The sequence below is a fragment of the Streptomyces sp. NPDC091376 genome (assembly GCF_044757085.1).
Classification (GTDB): Bacteria; Actinomycetota; Actinomycetes; order Streptomycetales; family Streptomycetaceae; genus Streptomyces; species Streptomyces pratisoli.
The window spans coordinates 18,366-34,012 of record NZ_JBIVUF010000028.1; the positions used below are offsets into that span (position 1 = coordinate 18,366).

A 15,647-nucleotide genomic window follows, 5' to 3' on the forward strand; every position below is an offset into this window, starting at 1 on the left:
CGACCCCACGCCCCGGAGTATCACCGACGTCAAGTAGCGGCCGTAGGTCGCTCTCTGACGAACAGCGCCGCGCCCTTGACCCGCGGCTGAGAAACCAGCCGAAGGAGGCGTGAGCATGGCGGACCTGGACATCGTCGGTACCGCAGCCGTTGACGTGGTGCCCATCGCACCGGGCTTCCACGACAAACTGAAGGCGATGGTCCTGCCGTCCGCCGACCGGGTGGGCGACGAGGCAGGGCGGAAGCTGGGTGACGCCATCGCAGACGCGATGATGCGCGCCGTCGCTCCTGCCCTGCCCAACGCCGTCAACGCGGGTGGCCAGGCCGCTCAGCGTGCTGCGACGAGGCAGGGCTCCGACACGGGTGGAGCGTTCGCCCGCTCACTGCGCGCGAAGCTGCAGGCAGCGTTCAAGGCGATGCCGAAGCTGGACGTGAAGCTGGGCGACACAGGCGTTGACGCCGAACTCGCCCGGATCCGGGCCAAGCTGGAGACGCTCTCCAACAAGCGCATCGGCATCGACGTATCCGCGGAAGCAGCGGAGGCGGAGATCACGCGCCTGGAAGAGCAGCTCCGGGAGCTTGGCGCATCGCACCCCAACGTAGCGGTCCGCGCTGACACTGCGACGGCCCGTGCGGCACTCGCGGAGATCCGCGCGGAGATCGCAGCCATCGGGGGACGACGAACTGTCGCCCTGGAGGTAGACGGTGCGTTCGGAGCTCGTCTCCGCGCTGTCGTCGAAGCTGCACAGGCGTCCATTCCGGACATCAACATCGACGCGGACACGTCGCCTGCCCGTGCTGAGATCCAGGGCCTTCGGGCTCAGCTTGCCGCCCTGGCAGACGCGCGCGTCGGGATCGACATTGACGCTGGCGAAGCCATGGCGCAGATCACCGCCATCCAAACGCGCCTGGAGATCCTCAGTATCCAGCGCAACGACATCGACGTCCGCGTAGACGCTGCGGCTGCCGCCGCTCAACTGGCGGCCCTGAAGGCGATGGCGGACGACACGAAGGTCTTCCGCATCAAGGCACTGGCTGACACGTCGCAGGCGACCAGTGCGTTGATGCATCTGGGAATTCAGATGGCCATCCTGACGGCCATCCCGCTGGGTCCCGTGATCGCTGCAGGTCTGGGCGCCGTGGTCACCATGGCGACGGCTGCGGCTGCCGGTGTGGGTGCTGTCGGCCTGGCTGCCGTTCCCGCCATCAAGGGCGTCACCGACGCCGTGAAGGCGAAGACAGCAGCTGATGACGAGGCAGCCCGCACGAGTCAGAACGCGGGCCAGGCCGCTGTGCAGGCTGCTCAGCGCGCCCTCCAGATGGCCGGCGCACAACAGGCCCTGGAGTCCGCGCACCGCAACGCCGCCCGCTCCATCGCACAGGCCAACCGACAGATCGAAGACGCAGAACGCGCCGTCGCTCAGGCAGCACAGCGAGGCGCGGAGCAGCGCCGTCAGGCCGTGGAAGCCGTGGAGCGCGCGGAGGAGTCGCTCGTCGACGCCAAGCGCGACGCTCAGCGTGCGGAGCAGGATCTGACGCAGGCCCGCGCCGACGCCGCGCGACAGCTCCAGGACCTGAACCAGAAGCTGGCTGACGGGGTCCTGGACCAGCGGGAGGCTGCTCTCCGTGTCCGCGAGGCACAAGAGGAGCTTCAGCGGGTCATGGCCGACCCAACGGCCACAGATCTGCAACGCCAGCGCGCACAGCTCGCAGCCGATCAGGCCGAAGCAGCCGCAGCCCGTCAGAAGCGCGACTACGCCGACCTTCAGAAGGAGGCGGCGAAGCAGAAGAAGGCCGGAGTCTCGGGGAACGAGGCGGTAAAGGACGCTGCAGAGCGCCTTGCCGACGCGCACGAGAACGTTCGCGATCAGACCGAAGCAGTAGCCGACGCTCAGCGGGACGCTGCCCGCGTTCAGGTCCAGGCCGCACAGGACGTCGCCGACGCTCAGCGTCGTGTGGCGGACGCCGTAGAGAACGCCGCCAACACTCAGGTGTCGGCCGCGGAGTCGATCGAAGCCGCGGAGCGCGGCCTGGAGTCCGCCCGTCTGTCGGGCCTCTCCGCGACGTCGAAGGTCATGACGAAGCAGGCTGAGTACGAGCGGCTGATGGCCAAGCTCACGCCGGCGCAGCGCGACCTATACGACTCCATTGCCGGTCCGAAGGGCCTCAAGAGCGCCTTCGACGCCTGGCAGAAGTCACTTCAGCCGCACACGCTCCCCATCTTCACGAGAGCCGTTGACGGGGCGAAGAACTCCCTGCCCGGCTTGACACCGCTCGTGGAGGGCGCCGCTAAGGGCATACAGAACCTGATGGACCGCGCGTCGGCTCAGATGAAGACGCCGTTCTGGCAGGGCTTCAAACAGGATCTCGCGGAGAACGTGCAGCCCGCTGTGGAAGGGTTCGGAGTCGCATTCGGCAACGTCATCAAGGGCATGGCGGGCATCATCGACGCCTTCCTCCCGCACATGGATGGGATTGCTTCGAAGTCGGACGCCATCACGTCGCGCTTCGCGAAGTGGGGGACGAGCCTCAAGGGCAGCCCTCAGTTTGAGAAGTTCCTGGACTACGTGAACACCGTCAGTGGCCCCGTGGGCGACTTCATCGGCAAGATCGCGTCGACGGTGCTCGACCTGGCGAAGGCACTCGCGCCGTTTACCCTCGTCATGCTCGCCGTTCTGTCGCCGATCCTGGACGGCATCTCCTGGCTGGCGGAGAACGCACCTGGCGCGGTACAGGCACTGTGGGGAATCTACTTCGCGACGAAGGCCATTGCCCTGGGTATGGCACTGTTCGCCGGCGCCATGCTCGTGTACGAAACCGTCGTGGCTGGCGCAACACTGGTGACGCTAGGCTGGGCAGCGGCAATCCATGCAACAGGCATCGGCGCGGTTCTTCGCGCTATCGCCCTGATAATTGGAATCGTCGTCGCGGCCGTCATCTACGCCTACAACAACTGGGACTGGTTCCGGGCGGTGGTGGACGGCGCTGTCAAGGCAATCGGTGCTGGCGTCTCGTGGCTCTGGGAGAACATCCTGAAGCCCGCATTCGACGGCATTTGGTGGATCATCAAGGGTGTTGGCGACGTCGCGGTATGGCTTTGGGAAAACGCCATCAAGCCAGCGTTCGGCTTCATCGCTGAGGCTGCTCAGATCCTGTTCACAGCCCTCGTAACGGTGCTACTCCTGCCCGCCTACCTGGCGTTCAAGTTCCTCGGAGAAGTCGCCATATGGCTGTGGGACCACGCCATCAAGCCGTCGTTCGATTTCATCGCGGACAAGGCCAAGTGGCTGTGGAACCAAGTTCTCTCACCTGTCTTCGGGTGGATCGGGGACAAGGCGAAGTGGCTGTACGAGAAGGCCATCAAGCCTTACTTCGAGTCGTCGAAGCGTAAGTTCGAGGCTCTGGCATCCGCGGCTAAGTGGATCTGGGACCACGTCCTCTCACCAGTCTTCGGATGGATCGGGGACAAGGCCGGATGGCTGTACGAAAAGGCCATCAAGCCGGCCTTCGACAACATCAAGCGAGCCATCAAGCTGGTCTCCGACTCCTTCGCCACGGCACGCGACGCCATCAAAAAGGCGTGGGACGCGGTGGCTGGCATCGCGAAGAAGCCAGTGAAGTTCATCATCGAGCACGTCTACAACGGGGGAATCGTCCCGCTGTGGAACAAGGTCGCATCCATCACCGGGGCAGACCCGCTGAAGAAAATGGACCTGAAGAACTTCCACACGGGCGGCATCATGCCCGGCTACACCCCGGGACGTGACAACCAAATCATCGCCGTTGGCGGTGGTGAGGCCATCATGCGCCCGGAGTGGACGCGGGCAGTCGGCGCGGACACGATCAACTCGTGGAACGCCGCAGCCCGTCAGGGTGGTGTCGGCGGAGTACGCCGCGCTATCCAGTCGGGAATGCCTGCCTACAAGGACGGCGGTATTGTCGGATGGTTCAAGGACCGTGCCGGCGACGTCGGTGACTTTTTCTCCGCAGCAGCTGACTTCGCCAACCCAGTGAAGGTCTTCGACAAGGCCAAGGCATTCATCGGTGAGAAGCTCCAGCCGATCCTCACTAACCCGTGGTCGAAGGCCATCGCCAACATCCCCTACAAGTTCCTGAGCGGCCTGAAGGATCGGGCTCTCGACTTCCTCGGCTTCGGCGGGGGAGGACCGGGAGGCGCAGGAACGTGGGCAAAGCCAGTGCACGCGCCCTACGGCACGCCGTTCGGTAAGCGCGGCTCCATGTGGTCGTCCGGCCGACACACCGGCCTGGACTTCCCTGCAGCCGTCGGCGCAGCCATCAGGGCCGTGGACAACGGTCGTGTGGCCCTGGCGAAGAGCGGCGGCCCCTACGGAAACCACGTCCTGATCAACCACGGTGGTGGACTCGCGTCGCTCTACGCGCACATGTCCAGCATGGTGGCACAGGTCGGGAAGTCGGTCCGCCAGGGCCAGACCATCGGCTCTGTCGGCGCGACGGGCAACGTCACCGGCCCGCACCTCCACCTGGAAGCGCGGGTCAACGGACGCGCGGTCGACCCCATGACGTACCTCCAGGGGTACGGCGGAGGGAACGGCGGCAAGGGCGTTGCTCGCTGGAGGCAGGTAGTCGAGCAGGCGCTCATGCGCACCGGCAACCCGATGTCCTACACGGACCTGACGCTGAGGCGGATGAACCAGGAGAGCGGCGGCAACCCGCGCGCTGTCAACAACTGGGACATCAACGCGAAGAACGGGACCCCGTCCGTCGGCCTGATGCAGGTCATCAAGCCGACCTTCGACGCCTACGCAGGCTCGATGCGCGGAGTCGGCCCGAAGCTCCACGGCGTCTCGATCAACCCACTGGCCAACGTGTACGCGTCCATGCGCTACGCCATGAGCCGCTACGGCAACCTGCCGAAGGCGTACAACCGCCCCGGCGGATACGCGGCCGGAGGCTTCCCCGGAGCCGGGGAGCTGGCGTGGGTTGGTGAGCAGGGACCGGAGCTCGTGCGCTTCCTCGCGCCGGCTCAGGTCTACAACAACCGCGACTCCATGGCACTGGCCCGCAGTGCGCAGGCCATCCCGTCGCGGGGCGCAACAACGCTCCACGCCGACGTGAAGGTCTTCGTCGGTAACCGAGAAATCACGGACATCGTCGACACCCAGATCGAACTGTACGACGCCGATGTGGCCCGTGACACCTACACAGGAAGGCGGCTTTGATGCCAGAGAATGACTGGCCAATCCCCGGAGAGCCGGAGCCCACTCCGGAGCAGCCGGGCGAGCCTCCCGTTTACGAAGCGGAGCCGGTAACTCCCCCGGACGACCCGACCACGCGCCCGCGTCGCGGTGAGCAGGGAGGCGACGGGGGGTGAGCGTAGTCACCAACCTTCTGCCCGCGAACACGTCGGGCATCGAGACCGATACGAGCGGATGGACGGCTGGTGGTAACACAAGCCTGGACAAGGCGACGCGGTTCTATCAGGGGGCCGCGTCGCTGGGCCTGACGGCGACGTCCACGGGCACCGTGTCAGCCACCACGGCTGCTCGCGTGGCCGTGACGGCTGGCACTGAATATCAGTGCTACGCCTACTTCGCCAACCGCTCTGTTGCCGTCGCCGGTAGAGCGGCGACGGTCCGCGTCGACTGGTACGCCGCATCCTCCGGCGGATCGGCCATCTCCTCCGTGACATCGACGGCAGGGACGATTCCGAACAGCACAAACTTCCTGACGCCGCCTCCACAGCTCGTGGCCGTGGCTCCCGCTGGCGCCAACTACGCGTCGGTGACCATCGCCGTAACGAGCGTCGCGGGTGGGGCTGGCAACGGCGTGGTGGCCGACGTCATTTCGTTCGGTGTCCCGGACGCAGTCGTTGGCAACCTGATCAGTTACGAGACGTCCAGCTCTGAGAGCGGGCTCGTGGGCTGGAGCGCGGTGTCAAACTGCGCAGTGGCAGCCTCCTCCGCACAGTCGTGGGAGGGCTGGAGGTCGCTCCAGGTAACCGCGACGGCATCTGGTGACGCGAAGGCCCGGACGACTGCCTCGTACCCGGTCACTGCCGGTACGGAGTACTTTGCCTACGCCTGGACTTTCGCCCCCGTGGCGGCGACGATGATCACGGATATCGAGTGGCTGGACGCCTCGTCGGCCGTCATATCCACTTCGTCGCAGAGCATGGCAGCGCCCGCAACGACGTGGGCGCGACTGGGCTGCATCGACTACGCCCCTGCGGGTGCTGTGACGGCGAGGGTCGTCCTTCGGCCGCAGGCGACGGCGAGCAGCCAGGTGTGGCTATTCGACTGGATCGCCCTCCGGCTGAACTTCCTGATCGAGGGCAACTCCATCAGGTATCGCGCTCAGTCCTTCGAGACAACCGTCAGCGACTGGACGGCTGTCCAGGGGTGCACTATCGCGCGGTCGACGGCACGAAGCTTCGACGGCACGGCATCCATGCTGATCACCGCTGACGGCGCGACGAACCCTATTGTCCGTCTGGTCGACCGAATCCCGGTCATCCCGCGGCGTCCGTACAGGCTCGAACCCGTCTTCTGGCACGACGGCAGCACCGGAGTGTGCGTCGTTGACCTCCTGTACACGTGGTACGACGGGGAGGACGTGGCCATATCGAGCAACTACTTCCGCTGGACCACGGGGTCAGGAGTGGGGTGGTACACCCTGCGCGGAAGCGGCGTTGCACCACTGGGCGCGGCAACCGTGTCCGTCGGGGTCCGGGTCCAAAGCGCGTCTACCGCGGGACGCACCTATCACCTTGACTTCATCTTCATGGCCCAAGGTGGTCTGGCGATCTTCGCCGACGCCATCCCGGGCCAGTACGCGGCGACGGTGACCCTCGAAGGGCTCACGCAGGGCGGGTACTCGTACTACGACCTGAAGCGGATGCTCTCCGACGGATCGATGGTCCCGGTACGCGGCCCATCCGGCGACATCGTGCAGGCGCCCATTACGGGCGCGATAGCGGTGATCGAAGACCATGAAGCGCCGCTAGGCGAGTCGCTCAAGTACTACATCCGGCTGCACACACCACCCAGCACCGGCTACACCGCCCAGACGTCGAACCCGGTCACCCTTCCGCAGCCCCCAGAGCTGGAAGTGGTGCTGAAAGACCCAACGCTTCCCGCGCGGATGACGACAGCCGTCGTCAAGAACATTCCCGACTGGCAGCGCTCAGCGCGTCAGGCAGTCCATCAAGTACACGGCAGAGAGCTGCCCATTGTCATCAGCGACGCACGAAGTGGGCGGACGGGGACGCTTGCGCTCGTCACTGAGACGCGCGAAGAGCGGGATCGGCTCGTCTGGCTGCTGAAGCCAGGCAATCCCATCCTCATCCAATGGCCGGAGGGCTGGGACGAGGACGCCATGTACGTAGCGGTTGGCGACCTCCCAGAGAAGCGCCTCGCGCGCTACGCCGGATTCACTGACCGGGACTGGGAGCTCCCCCTGATCGAAGTGGACCGGCCGGCAGGCGGCATCGTCGGCAGTGCTGGCACGACGTGGGGGACCGTGGACGGCGACAACGAGGATTGGATGTCGGTGTTCAGCGGGTCCGCGTCGTGGTTGGGTGTGCTCGTCGGGACTGATGCCTGATGCAGACGATCAGCAACACGTTCCGCCAGGCCCTCACGACGTCACACCGCATGGCGGCGAAGGTCGACGCCTACTACGACGGCGACCTCACGCGACCGGACCTCCCGATCACTGCGGGGTCCGTGACGATCGACCGCGGGTCAAAGGTGCGTCGGTCACTGTCGCTGACGGTGGCCGACGTGGGCCTTCTCCCGTGGAATCCGACGGACCCACTGGCGGTGTACGGGCAGGAACTCGTGGTGTCCCGCGGCATCCGCTTCGGCAACGGCACGACGGAACTCCTCCCGCTGGGCACTTTCCGGATCGACGAGCCGTCGGCCGACGTGCATTCCGGCCCGATCACCCTGACGGGGAAGTCGCTGGAATGTGCGATCCAGGATGACAAGTTCATCGCGCCGGCAACGACTCGCGGGCAGTCGACTTGCGTCGACGCAATCAGCACGCTGATTCACCAGACGCTCCCAACGGCCGTCATCGTGAACGCAACGTCGGACAGCCGGAATCCCGCTGTCGCCATCGCGACATGGGACGCGCGTTCGGACCGTTGGGATGCCGTTCAGCAGATCGCAACGTCGATGCGCGCGGAGATATTCGTCGATGCGTTGGGGCGTTTCGTCATCGCCGACATGCCGGACCCGTTGGTGAATCCCGTTGTGTGGGACATCGCGGAGGGGGAGGGCGGAACGCTGATGTCCGCCGCGAGGCAGATGTCACGGGCGTCCGTTTACAACGCCGTTGTGGCATCCGGCGAGAACACCGCTTCCAATAGTGCTCCCGTTTCGGCTGTTGCCTACGACGACGAGCCGACGAGCCCAACCCGCTGGAGCGGTCCCTACGGCCATGTCCCGAAGTTCTATTCCTCGTCCCTCCTGGCGACGGTGCCCGCCTGTCAGGCGGTTGCTGACTCGATGCTGTTCGACGCTACGGCGCCGAATATTCAGACGTCCATCACTGCCGTCCCTAATCCCGCTCTCGAAGCCGGCGACTGCGTTCGCGTCGCCTATTCGGGGCGCAAGGAGCTGTTCATCGTCCAGTCGCTGACCATCCCGCTGACGGTCGACGGCGCGTACACGTTGACCCTGCGGGGCGGAAAGGAAGACGAGTGACGCGCCGCAGAAGGGCTGTAGACGCAGCTCAGGAGGCCGCACAGCGGGCCGTGACGCAGGGCGCCGCCGGATGGATGCTGGCGACCGTCACGGCCACCTACACGGACGGCACCGTCGATATCACGACGGCGCTGGGACCTGTCGCGCGAGTGCGGCGACTGAAGTCCTACACGTCGCCGGCCGTCAATGACCGAGTCCGCGTCGACTACAACCCCGACGGCAATTGGCTCGTCATGGGCGCCCTGGCGACGTCGTAGTGACGTCATCAATCAACATGGTTTGGAGGGGAATTCCGGATGCCCGGAACTGACGGATACGGTCAGAACGTCCCGCGGCCCGTACTTGGCGACGCCGCAAACATCGAAACGGCCATGGCGGCACTGGTAAACGGCGTCGTTCCGCTCACCGTCATGCGTTTCGCCAACGCCAACGCGCGTGCTGCAGCGTTTGACAGTGAGTTCCCACTCGTTCCCGGCATGGTGACCTACCTCATCGCCGAAGACCGCTGGGAAGCACGCCGTTCCGACGGCACGTGGCTCCTGTTGAGCGACGGACCATGGCAGCCGTTGAGCTACGCATCGGGATACGTCGCGAATGCGGGCGCCCCGGCATGGCGCCAGAAGGCGGGAGGCGGAATCGAGCTCCGCGGACGCATCATGAAGAGCGGCGGGGCGAACTTCACCGCCGACAATCAGTGGCGCGTATTCGCGACCCTGCCGACGGTTGCCCGACCGGCTGCCGCCCGGTACTTCATTGCTGCCGCGCGCCACACCGTCGACGGAGACAATCAGTCACACCAGACCGCGCGAGTACAGGTGGCGACCGACGGCGAGATGTCGTTTGGAGTCGAGCTGGGAGGCGGCACCGGCATTCCCGGGTCCGACCCCGCGTGGTTCTCCCTGGACGGAATCCAGTTCAGCCCTGCCGGCGACTGACGACAGCCGCACACATCTTTCACGCCCCGCAGTGTCGGGGCCTTTTCTATGCCCTGGAGGGGATCACCAATGGGTGAAATCTGGATCAAGGAAGCGGAGCGGCTGGGGGACGGCACCATTGGCGGCGCAATGGACTCGCCGTCGGCTCCCGGGCGCGTCGTCTGGCACACCACGGAGAGCGGGCACGGAAACACCAGCTTCACCAACGTCGGGCGGTACCTGATCAGCGTTGGCGCGGAGCCGCACATCCTCTACGACCCCACGACGGACCGCCTGGCGCAGTATGGCCCGCTGAACCAGTCGGCCCGCGCGCTGCGGAACGACGGGGCAACGAGGACGAACCGCACCGGTCGCGTCTGCATTCAGATCGAAGTCCTGGCGCGAGCGTCGAAGCCCTTCACGGGCTACTGGAAGCCGGGCCCGAACTTCAAGGCGCTCATGCGCGCGATCCGCTCGTGGGGCGTCCCTGACGTCTGGCCTGCCGGCGCTCTCGCCACGTCCTACGGCTCCAACACGAGCCGCTCGCGCACCACGTGGGCGACGAAGGGCGGCCACTACGGTCACTGCAACATCCCGGGCAACGACCACTGGGACCCGGGCAACATCGACCGCGCCGCCATCTTCAAGGCGGCCCCGAAGGCCACGGCTCCAGCGCCGTCCACCTCGAAGCCGTCGACGCCGACGAAGCCCGCGACGCCCGCGAAGCCAGCCACAAAGCCGACGGTCGACCTCTCCAACCTGACCGCAGCTGCGCGGCGCGACCCGGGCCTGAAGCAGGGTGGGGCGACGCACCCCACGGACGTGCGGATCGTGGAGGCAGCCCTGAAGGCTGAGGGGCTGCTCTCCGCCTCCTACGCCTCCGACGGCTCGTTCGGCTCGTCGACGATCGCGGCATACCGCAAGTGGCAGCAAAAGTGCGGCTACACGGGCTCCGCGGCCGACGGCATCCCTGGCGCGACGAGCCTGAAGAAGCTGGGCGCGAAGCGCGGCTTCAGCGTGAAGGCGTGACGTCGTGGTGGAAATCATCGTCGCAGTGATCGGCGCCGTTGCTGTCATCGGCGGCGCCGTCGTCACTGCCCTCATCCCTCTTGTCCGCCGCACGACCCGCGGCGCTGTCGCGGAGGACGGAGAGGCCACCCGCGCCGCAACCGTCGACGCGATGGATGTCGTACTCACCCGCGTGGAGGCGCTGGGCGAACGCCTGGACTCCCGCATCGACGACGTCCGCGATGACCTGGACGAGGTCCGCGAAGGCGTCACCCGCGTCCGTGAATGGCAGGCAGGCCACGACGCGGAGCACCTTCTGATCGGGCAGCGCCCGCGACCAAACGGCGAAAGCTCGTAAGTCACCCGACACATTTTCGCACCCACGCCCCATAACCCCTTTGTCACCGACGTAGGGGAGAGGACGCAGGCATGGGCAACATCGGCATCATCGGGCGCGCCAGGGTGGGTAAGGACACCGCCGGCGCGTGGTTCGTAGCCAACCGCGGATACCGGCGCGTCGGATTTGCGGACGCCCTGAAGGAAGCAGCGCTGAGGCTGGACCCTGCCATGGGGGAGGACGTCAACGGCAATCTGATCCGGTTGAGCGACGTACTGGACAGCTACCGCGTCCCGGTCTTCGGCGGGCGCGATCCGATGGAGTTGGTGAAGGACAACGACCCGGAATTCCGACGCATCCTCCAGGAGCTGGGCGCCGCCATCCGCGCCATCGACGAAGACTTCTGGCTCCGCGCCGCCCTGAAGAAGGTCCAGGAGGCGAACGAGGCCGGAGTCCCCTGCGTCATCACCGACGTCAGGTACCCGAACGAGGCGGCAGCCCTGAAGCGCGCCGGCTTCCACCTTGTCTACGTCGACCGCCCCGGAGTTCCGCAGATGGACCACGCGTCGGAGAACTCCCTGACGGCGGACGACGCGGACTACACCATCGAGAACTTCGGCTTCCTGGAGGACTACCTCTCCAAGGTGGAGCGGTTCGCCCTCCGAGTGGAGCAGCACGAGTCCCGCCGTCACTTCGCCCGCCTCTAACGAAAGGCCCTCATGAAGCGAATCCTGTCCTACCTGAACGCCCTCACTCTCCGCGGCTACGCCCGGCTGCAGGTCTTCGCCGCGCAGGAGCCCGTCCGCCTACGTGCGGCCCTCACGTCGGCCGCCCTGGCTGTCGCCCTCGTCGTCCCGGGCCTGGCTGCGGACGGGATAGCGGAGAAGATCGGCGCTGTCGGCGCCATCGCGCTCCCGATCCTCGTCGGGGAGTCCGCCCGACGGAAGGTAACGCCCACAGACTGACCGCTGAGCCCCCGCTCTCCCACGTGGAGGGCGGGGGCTTTTTGCGTTTACCGGGAACGTTCAGATCCTTAGCTAAAGCTTAGGCCAACCTTAATTGTGTTCGATTTTACCTCTGCGGTAAGGGCGTCCTGACGTGCAGGAACCTACAGTAGGGGACGATTTGTCTCCGTCAGTCGACTAGCGGAGCGGTTGTGTTGGTCGCCATAACAGCAGTACGTTTCGGGCATGCCGACCTCACCTGGCCCCCTACTGCAGTCGCTGAACGAGTTGTGGCAGCGACTACGGGAGCGATTGCCCGACCTTCCATCCGTCCGGATAGCGATCTCGCCGTCCCCTCCATCCTCCGACCACGGTCAGGAGCGATGGACGAGGGAAGAGGACGAGACGGTATCCGGCCTCGTCGTGTCCGCGGACACTCTCCGCGAGGGAGACGAAGCCCTCCTGACCTGCATCCTTCATGAGGCCGCGCACCTACTGTGCTGGGTACGCGGGAAGCAGGACACCGCCACGCGCGGTGCGTACCACAACGCAACGTATCTAACGGCAGCGGAGGAGGTCGGCCTCATCTGGCCGGCCGACAAGGCGCGCGTTCAGGGCCGCGGGTATCCTGACCCGGAGCTCACCGACGAGCTGCGGGACCTCTATAAGGACGATCTGATCGCCCTATCGGAGGCCATCCCGCAAGTCCTGCCGCATCTGGTCATCCCCGACACACAGAAGCCGTCGCGACCGGACCGCCTGACGATCGAGTGCCAGTGCACGCCGCCAAGGAAGCTCCGGATCTCCCAGACAGTTCTAGCAAGAGGTCCGATTACATGCGGTGTCTGTGGGCAGTCATTCGCGTGACGTAGATAGGTGTGGGGTACCGGGGTGCTGGACACTGCGACTAGCACTCGCGGTACCCTCCTGCCATCACCCAAAGACGGAGCTACCTCATGCCCTCCTCAAAGGCTCCCGCCCGACGCGGGAGGACGACGCCTGCGACGCCAGCGAGCGACGCGCCAGTCCCCGTTGAGAGCCTGCCCACGCTGGACCCGTCGGAGATCTCCGGCGAGACGACGCGCCAACTGATCGCCCGTGGCGCCGCCTATGTCCGCGAGTACGCAAACGTGGAGCATCAGCCGACGATCCAACTGCGGAATCTCGCGGTAGTCCTCGTAGAGCTGCGCCAACGCCACACGGACAGCGAGGGGCGTCCGGACCTACTGGGTCGCTCACAGGCGTACAGGAACGACGCTGCGGAGGTCTACTCCGTCGCCGGCGTCGCCCCTGACAGTCAGGCGCGGACGCAGACCAACGTCAGGTGGCACGTCGGCAACCTCCTCCGGGAGGTCTTCGACGGAGACACCATGCGGGAGTACAAGCTAAAGACGACGTCTCCCGTGGAACGACTCCAGGACGCACGCGAGCAGCGGGCCGCCATCGTCGCAGCTGCGCGGGCTGAGGAGACTGTGGGGACGGCTCAGGTCCCCACAGTCAGGGCGACGGCAGATCACATCCGTCTGGGCTCGGCTGTCGCCTCCATCGTCGGGCAGATGTCCGTGGAAGTGATCTCCAGCGAGATGACCGACGGGCAACGTGCCAAACTGGACGCTCAACTTGCAGAGGTACAGCAGCTCGTGGCCAAGCTCCGCCGCCACACACGAAAGCGCAGCTCAGACGCCTGATTGCCCCTCCACGTCGCTGACGTCCTCCGCCGCCTCCGGGGCCAAAGTGTCAAACTAACCCCTACTTTCAAGTCTCTCTATAACGCGTTAAGAGGGAAGTGAAAGTAGGGGTTAGTTTGTCATTCTGGCCCTCGATCTGGCCGGGGGAGGACGCGGACAAGATCTTCTAAAGTCACCCGACACATTCTCCGGCCAACGCCCCATAACTACCTCGTCAGCAACGAACGACGAGGCAGCGGAGGCCAAGTGGCCGGAGTACGCACACTGAAGCGCGGCGGGAGCCGCTTCTACATCGACCCGGACGACGCTCACATCAAGGTCCCGGGCGTGACCAGCATCGTCGGGATGCTCCCGAAGGACTTCCTGACGTTCTGGGCGGCGAAGGAGGCGGCGACGGCAGCCGTCGACAACTGGGACATCGTCAGTGAGCTGTGCAAGCGAGACCCTGCCGGCGCCATCGACTACCTGAAGGGCGCGCACCGGAGGAAGAGCAAGGCGGCGACCGATCTGGGATCCGCGGCGCACGACCTCTTCGAGCGACTCGCGCGGGGCGAGCGGATCAACCCCCGTCACATCCACGTCGACGTGAAGCCCCACGTCCGGTGGTTCGAGCAGTTCCTCCAGGAGGTCCAGCCGGAGTTCCTCCACCTGGAGGAGACCGTCTGGAGCGACGAACACCGCTACGCCGGCTCCTTCGACGCGATCGCGAAGGTCGACGGAGAGACGGTCGTCCTGGACTGGAAGACGTCGAAGGCCGTCTACGACTCCGTGGCGCTGCAGCTTTCCGCCTACCGCTACGCGGACCGGATCATCAGGGCTTCCGACGGTGAGTCCCTCCCGGTGCCGGAGATGAGCGGCGGTGCCGTCCTCCATGTCCGCCCGGAGGGCTGGCAGTTCGTCCCTGTGGAATGCGGTCCGAAGGTCTTCGAAGCTTTCAAGGCGCTCCGTGAGGTCTTCGACTGGGAAGCCGACGGAAAGAAGAAGGTCGTCGGCCGGCCCATCGCGAGCGGTGGCGAGCAGGAGACGGGTACTTCGCGGAGGGCAGCATGAGCGACATTGAGCCGGGGCTGAAGCGCCTGATCGACGAGGTGCAGCGCAACAAGGCGGCTTACAGAGCAGTTTGGGCACTGCATCAGCAGCGTGGCGCCCGGATCTTCGAGTTGCAAGGCGAAAAGGTCAGTCTTCGTGAAGCCTACGAACAGGCCCTCACCGACGTGGAGCGCGACGCGCTCAGGGCGGCGCAGCATGTGGTATCCGCACCGCCGGAGGAGAGCACTCCCTGGTTGGGCACAGGCGCACTCTGGAATCTCGGCAGCGTGACCGTGTACACCGCGGAGACCGTCGACGAGCTGAAGGCCGTCATCGTCAGCCAGGCGCGGGAGCTCGCGCGACTGAAGGGAGAGAGCAAGTGAGCGACACCGTGTACATCGTCACGCGTGGCGAGTACAGCGACTTCCGCAACGTTCAGGTCTTCTCCGACGAGGACGCGGCAAAGAAGTATGCCGACCTGATCAACGCCAGCGATCCCTACGCTCATGCCGGCGTGGAAGGGTACGAGCTTCGCGACACGGACTGCACGATGCCCATGTGGGCTGCGAAGTCCACGACGATCAGCCACGCCGGCGCGGTTCTGAAGTCAGTGGAGGAGACCACTGCCGACGAGTGTGGTGACTACGCGGGGAAGGCGACGACCCGCGTTGAAGGAGGCCGGATGGCGCTGGAGCCGGCTGTGATCCGCACGTACGGCGATGCGTCGCGCGTACCGCAGGCGCACTCCGACGCAGTGGCCAAGTATCGCGCGGAGGTGATGGGGTTGTGAGCCTCTTCGAGCAGGCATGCCGCGCGTACTTCGCGGAGAAACTGGGCCGCGAGATCGGCGGCGTCACCTTCGAGTACGACGAGGGTTACCGCTACTCGTCGTACACCTACGAGGATCCCAGCTTCAAGGTCGTTGTTTGGGACACGGATGACAGGTACTGGCTGGAGACGTACACCAACACGACGGCCGGCGAGTTCCTGACGGAGCTCTTCGCGTGGGAGTCGTCGAAAGCCACGTAGCACACAGCA

General features: G+C 65.7%; 15 protein-coding genes. All 15 read left to right on the forward strand.

Features of this window, described 5'->3' with window-relative positions:
- The first annotated feature begins 115 nt into the window (after positions 1-115).
- The gene (locus tag ACIQMR_RS35180; RefSeq protein ID WP_401396318.1) at positions 116-5,200 is read left to right on the forward strand and encodes a peptidoglycan DD-metalloendopeptidase family protein; all 5,085 of its coding nucleotides are present in this window, start codon (positions 116-118) and stop codon (positions 5,198-5,200) included.
- Between the two features lie 148 nt (positions 5,201-5,348).
- Complete coding sequence (locus ACIQMR_RS35185) at positions 5,349-7,583, forward strand: hypothetical protein (RefSeq protein ID WP_401396321.1); 2,235 nt, start codon at positions 5,349-5,351, stop codon at positions 7,581-7,583.
- Entirely contained in the window at positions 7,583-8,689 is a 1,107-nt protein-coding gene (locus ACIQMR_RS35190; RefSeq protein WP_401396324.1) for a DUF5047 domain-containing protein, read from the forward strand. Before ACIQMR_RS35185 ends, ACIQMR_RS35190 begins: the two co-directional genes overlap by 1 nt.
- Entirely contained in the window at positions 8,686-8,946 is a 261-nt protein-coding gene (locus ACIQMR_RS35195; protein ID WP_401396326.1) for a hypothetical protein, read from the forward strand. Before ACIQMR_RS35190 ends, ACIQMR_RS35195 begins: the two co-directional genes overlap by 4 nt.
- 39 nt (positions 8,947-8,985) lie before the next feature.
- The gene (locus ACIQMR_RS35200) at positions 8,986-9,624 is read left to right on the forward strand and encodes a hypothetical protein (RefSeq protein ID WP_401396329.1); all 639 of its coding nucleotides are present in this window, start codon (positions 8,986-8,988) and stop codon (positions 9,622-9,624) included.
- Between the two features lie 69 nt (positions 9,625-9,693).
- Positions 9,694-10,632 (forward strand): peptidoglycan-binding protein, encoded by a 939-nt coding sequence (locus ACIQMR_RS35205; RefSeq protein WP_401396332.1) that lies wholly within the window; start codon positions 9,694-9,696, stop codon positions 10,630-10,632.
- Between the two features lie 4 nt (positions 10,633-10,636).
- Complete coding sequence (locus ACIQMR_RS35210; RefSeq protein ID WP_401396334.1) at positions 10,637-10,969, forward strand: hypothetical protein; 333 nt, start codon at positions 10,637-10,639, stop codon at positions 10,967-10,969.
- Positions 10,970-11,040: 71 nt separating this feature from the next.
- Positions 11,041-11,655, forward strand: coding sequence for a hypothetical protein (locus tag ACIQMR_RS35215; protein WP_401396336.1), 615 nt, complete (start codon positions 11,041-11,043; stop codon positions 11,653-11,655).
- 12 nt (positions 11,656-11,667) lie between these two features.
- On the forward strand, positions 11,668-11,913 hold the full coding sequence (locus ACIQMR_RS35220; RefSeq protein ID WP_401396339.1) for a hypothetical protein: 246 nt from the start codon (positions 11,668-11,670) through the stop codon (positions 11,911-11,913).
- 225 nt (positions 11,914-12,138) lie between these two features.
- The gene (locus tag ACIQMR_RS35225; protein ID WP_401396342.1) at positions 12,139-12,759 is read left to right on the forward strand and encodes a hypothetical protein; all 621 of its coding nucleotides are present in this window, start codon (positions 12,139-12,141) and stop codon (positions 12,757-12,759) included.
- Positions 12,760-12,848: 89 nt separating this feature from the next.
- Complete coding sequence (locus ACIQMR_RS35230; protein WP_401396345.1) at positions 12,849-13,580, forward strand: hypothetical protein; 732 nt, start codon at positions 12,849-12,851, stop codon at positions 13,578-13,580.
- Between the two features lie 246 nt (positions 13,581-13,826).
- Positions 13,827-14,630, forward strand: a complete 804-nt coding sequence (locus ACIQMR_RS35235) for a hypothetical protein (protein ID WP_401396348.1) — start codon at positions 13,827-13,829, stop codon at positions 14,628-14,630.
- Positions 14,627-14,992, forward strand: a complete 366-nt coding sequence (locus ACIQMR_RS35240) for a hypothetical protein (RefSeq protein ID WP_401396351.1) — start codon at positions 14,627-14,629, stop codon at positions 14,990-14,992. Before ACIQMR_RS35235 ends, ACIQMR_RS35240 begins: the two co-directional genes overlap by 4 nt.
- Entirely contained in the window at positions 14,989-15,399 is a 411-nt protein-coding gene (locus ACIQMR_RS35245) for a hypothetical protein (protein ID WP_401396354.1), read from the forward strand. Before ACIQMR_RS35240 ends, ACIQMR_RS35245 begins: the two co-directional genes overlap by 4 nt.
- Positions 15,396-15,638 (forward strand): hypothetical protein, encoded by a 243-nt coding sequence (locus tag ACIQMR_RS35250; protein ID WP_401396357.1) that lies wholly within the window; start codon positions 15,396-15,398, stop codon positions 15,636-15,638. The genes ACIQMR_RS35245 and ACIQMR_RS35250 overlap by 4 nt, the downstream gene beginning before the upstream one ends.
- Positions 15,639-15,647 lie beyond the last annotated feature (9 nt).

What these genes read in the sequence shown, in the direction of transcription:
- ACIQMR_RS35240 (WP_401396351.1), top strand. Translation starts at nt 14,627, where the DNA reads ATGAGCGACATTGAGCCGGGGCTGAAGCGCCTGATCGACGAGGTGCAG.
- ACIQMR_RS35180 (WP_401396318.1), top strand. Translation starts at nt 116, where the DNA reads ATGGCGGACCTGGACATCGTCGGTACCGCAGCCGTTGACGTGGTGCCC.
- ACIQMR_RS35200 (WP_401396329.1), top strand. Translation starts at nt 8,986, where the DNA reads ATGCCCGGAACTGACGGATACGGTCAGAACGTCCCGCGGCCCGTACTT.
- ACIQMR_RS35190 (WP_401396324.1), top strand. Translation starts at nt 7,583, where the DNA reads ATGCAGACGATCAGCAACACGTTCCGCCAGGCCCTCACGACGTCACAC.
- ACIQMR_RS35225 (WP_401396342.1), top strand. Translation starts at nt 12,139, where the DNA reads ATGCCGACCTCACCTGGCCCCCTACTGCAGTCGCTGAACGAGTTGTGG.
- ACIQMR_RS35230 (WP_401396345.1), top strand. Translation starts at nt 12,849, where the DNA reads ATGCCCTCCTCAAAGGCTCCCGCCCGACGCGGGAGGACGACGCCTGCG.
- ACIQMR_RS35215 (WP_401396336.1), top strand. Translation starts at nt 11,041, where the DNA reads ATGGGCAACATCGGCATCATCGGGCGCGCCAGGGTGGGTAAGGACACC.
- ACIQMR_RS35220 (WP_401396339.1), top strand. Translation starts at nt 11,668, where the DNA reads ATGAAGCGAATCCTGTCCTACCTGAACGCCCTCACTCTCCGCGGCTAC.
- ACIQMR_RS35205 (WP_401396332.1), top strand. Translation starts at nt 9,694, where the DNA reads ATGGGTGAAATCTGGATCAAGGAAGCGGAGCGGCTGGGGGACGGCACC.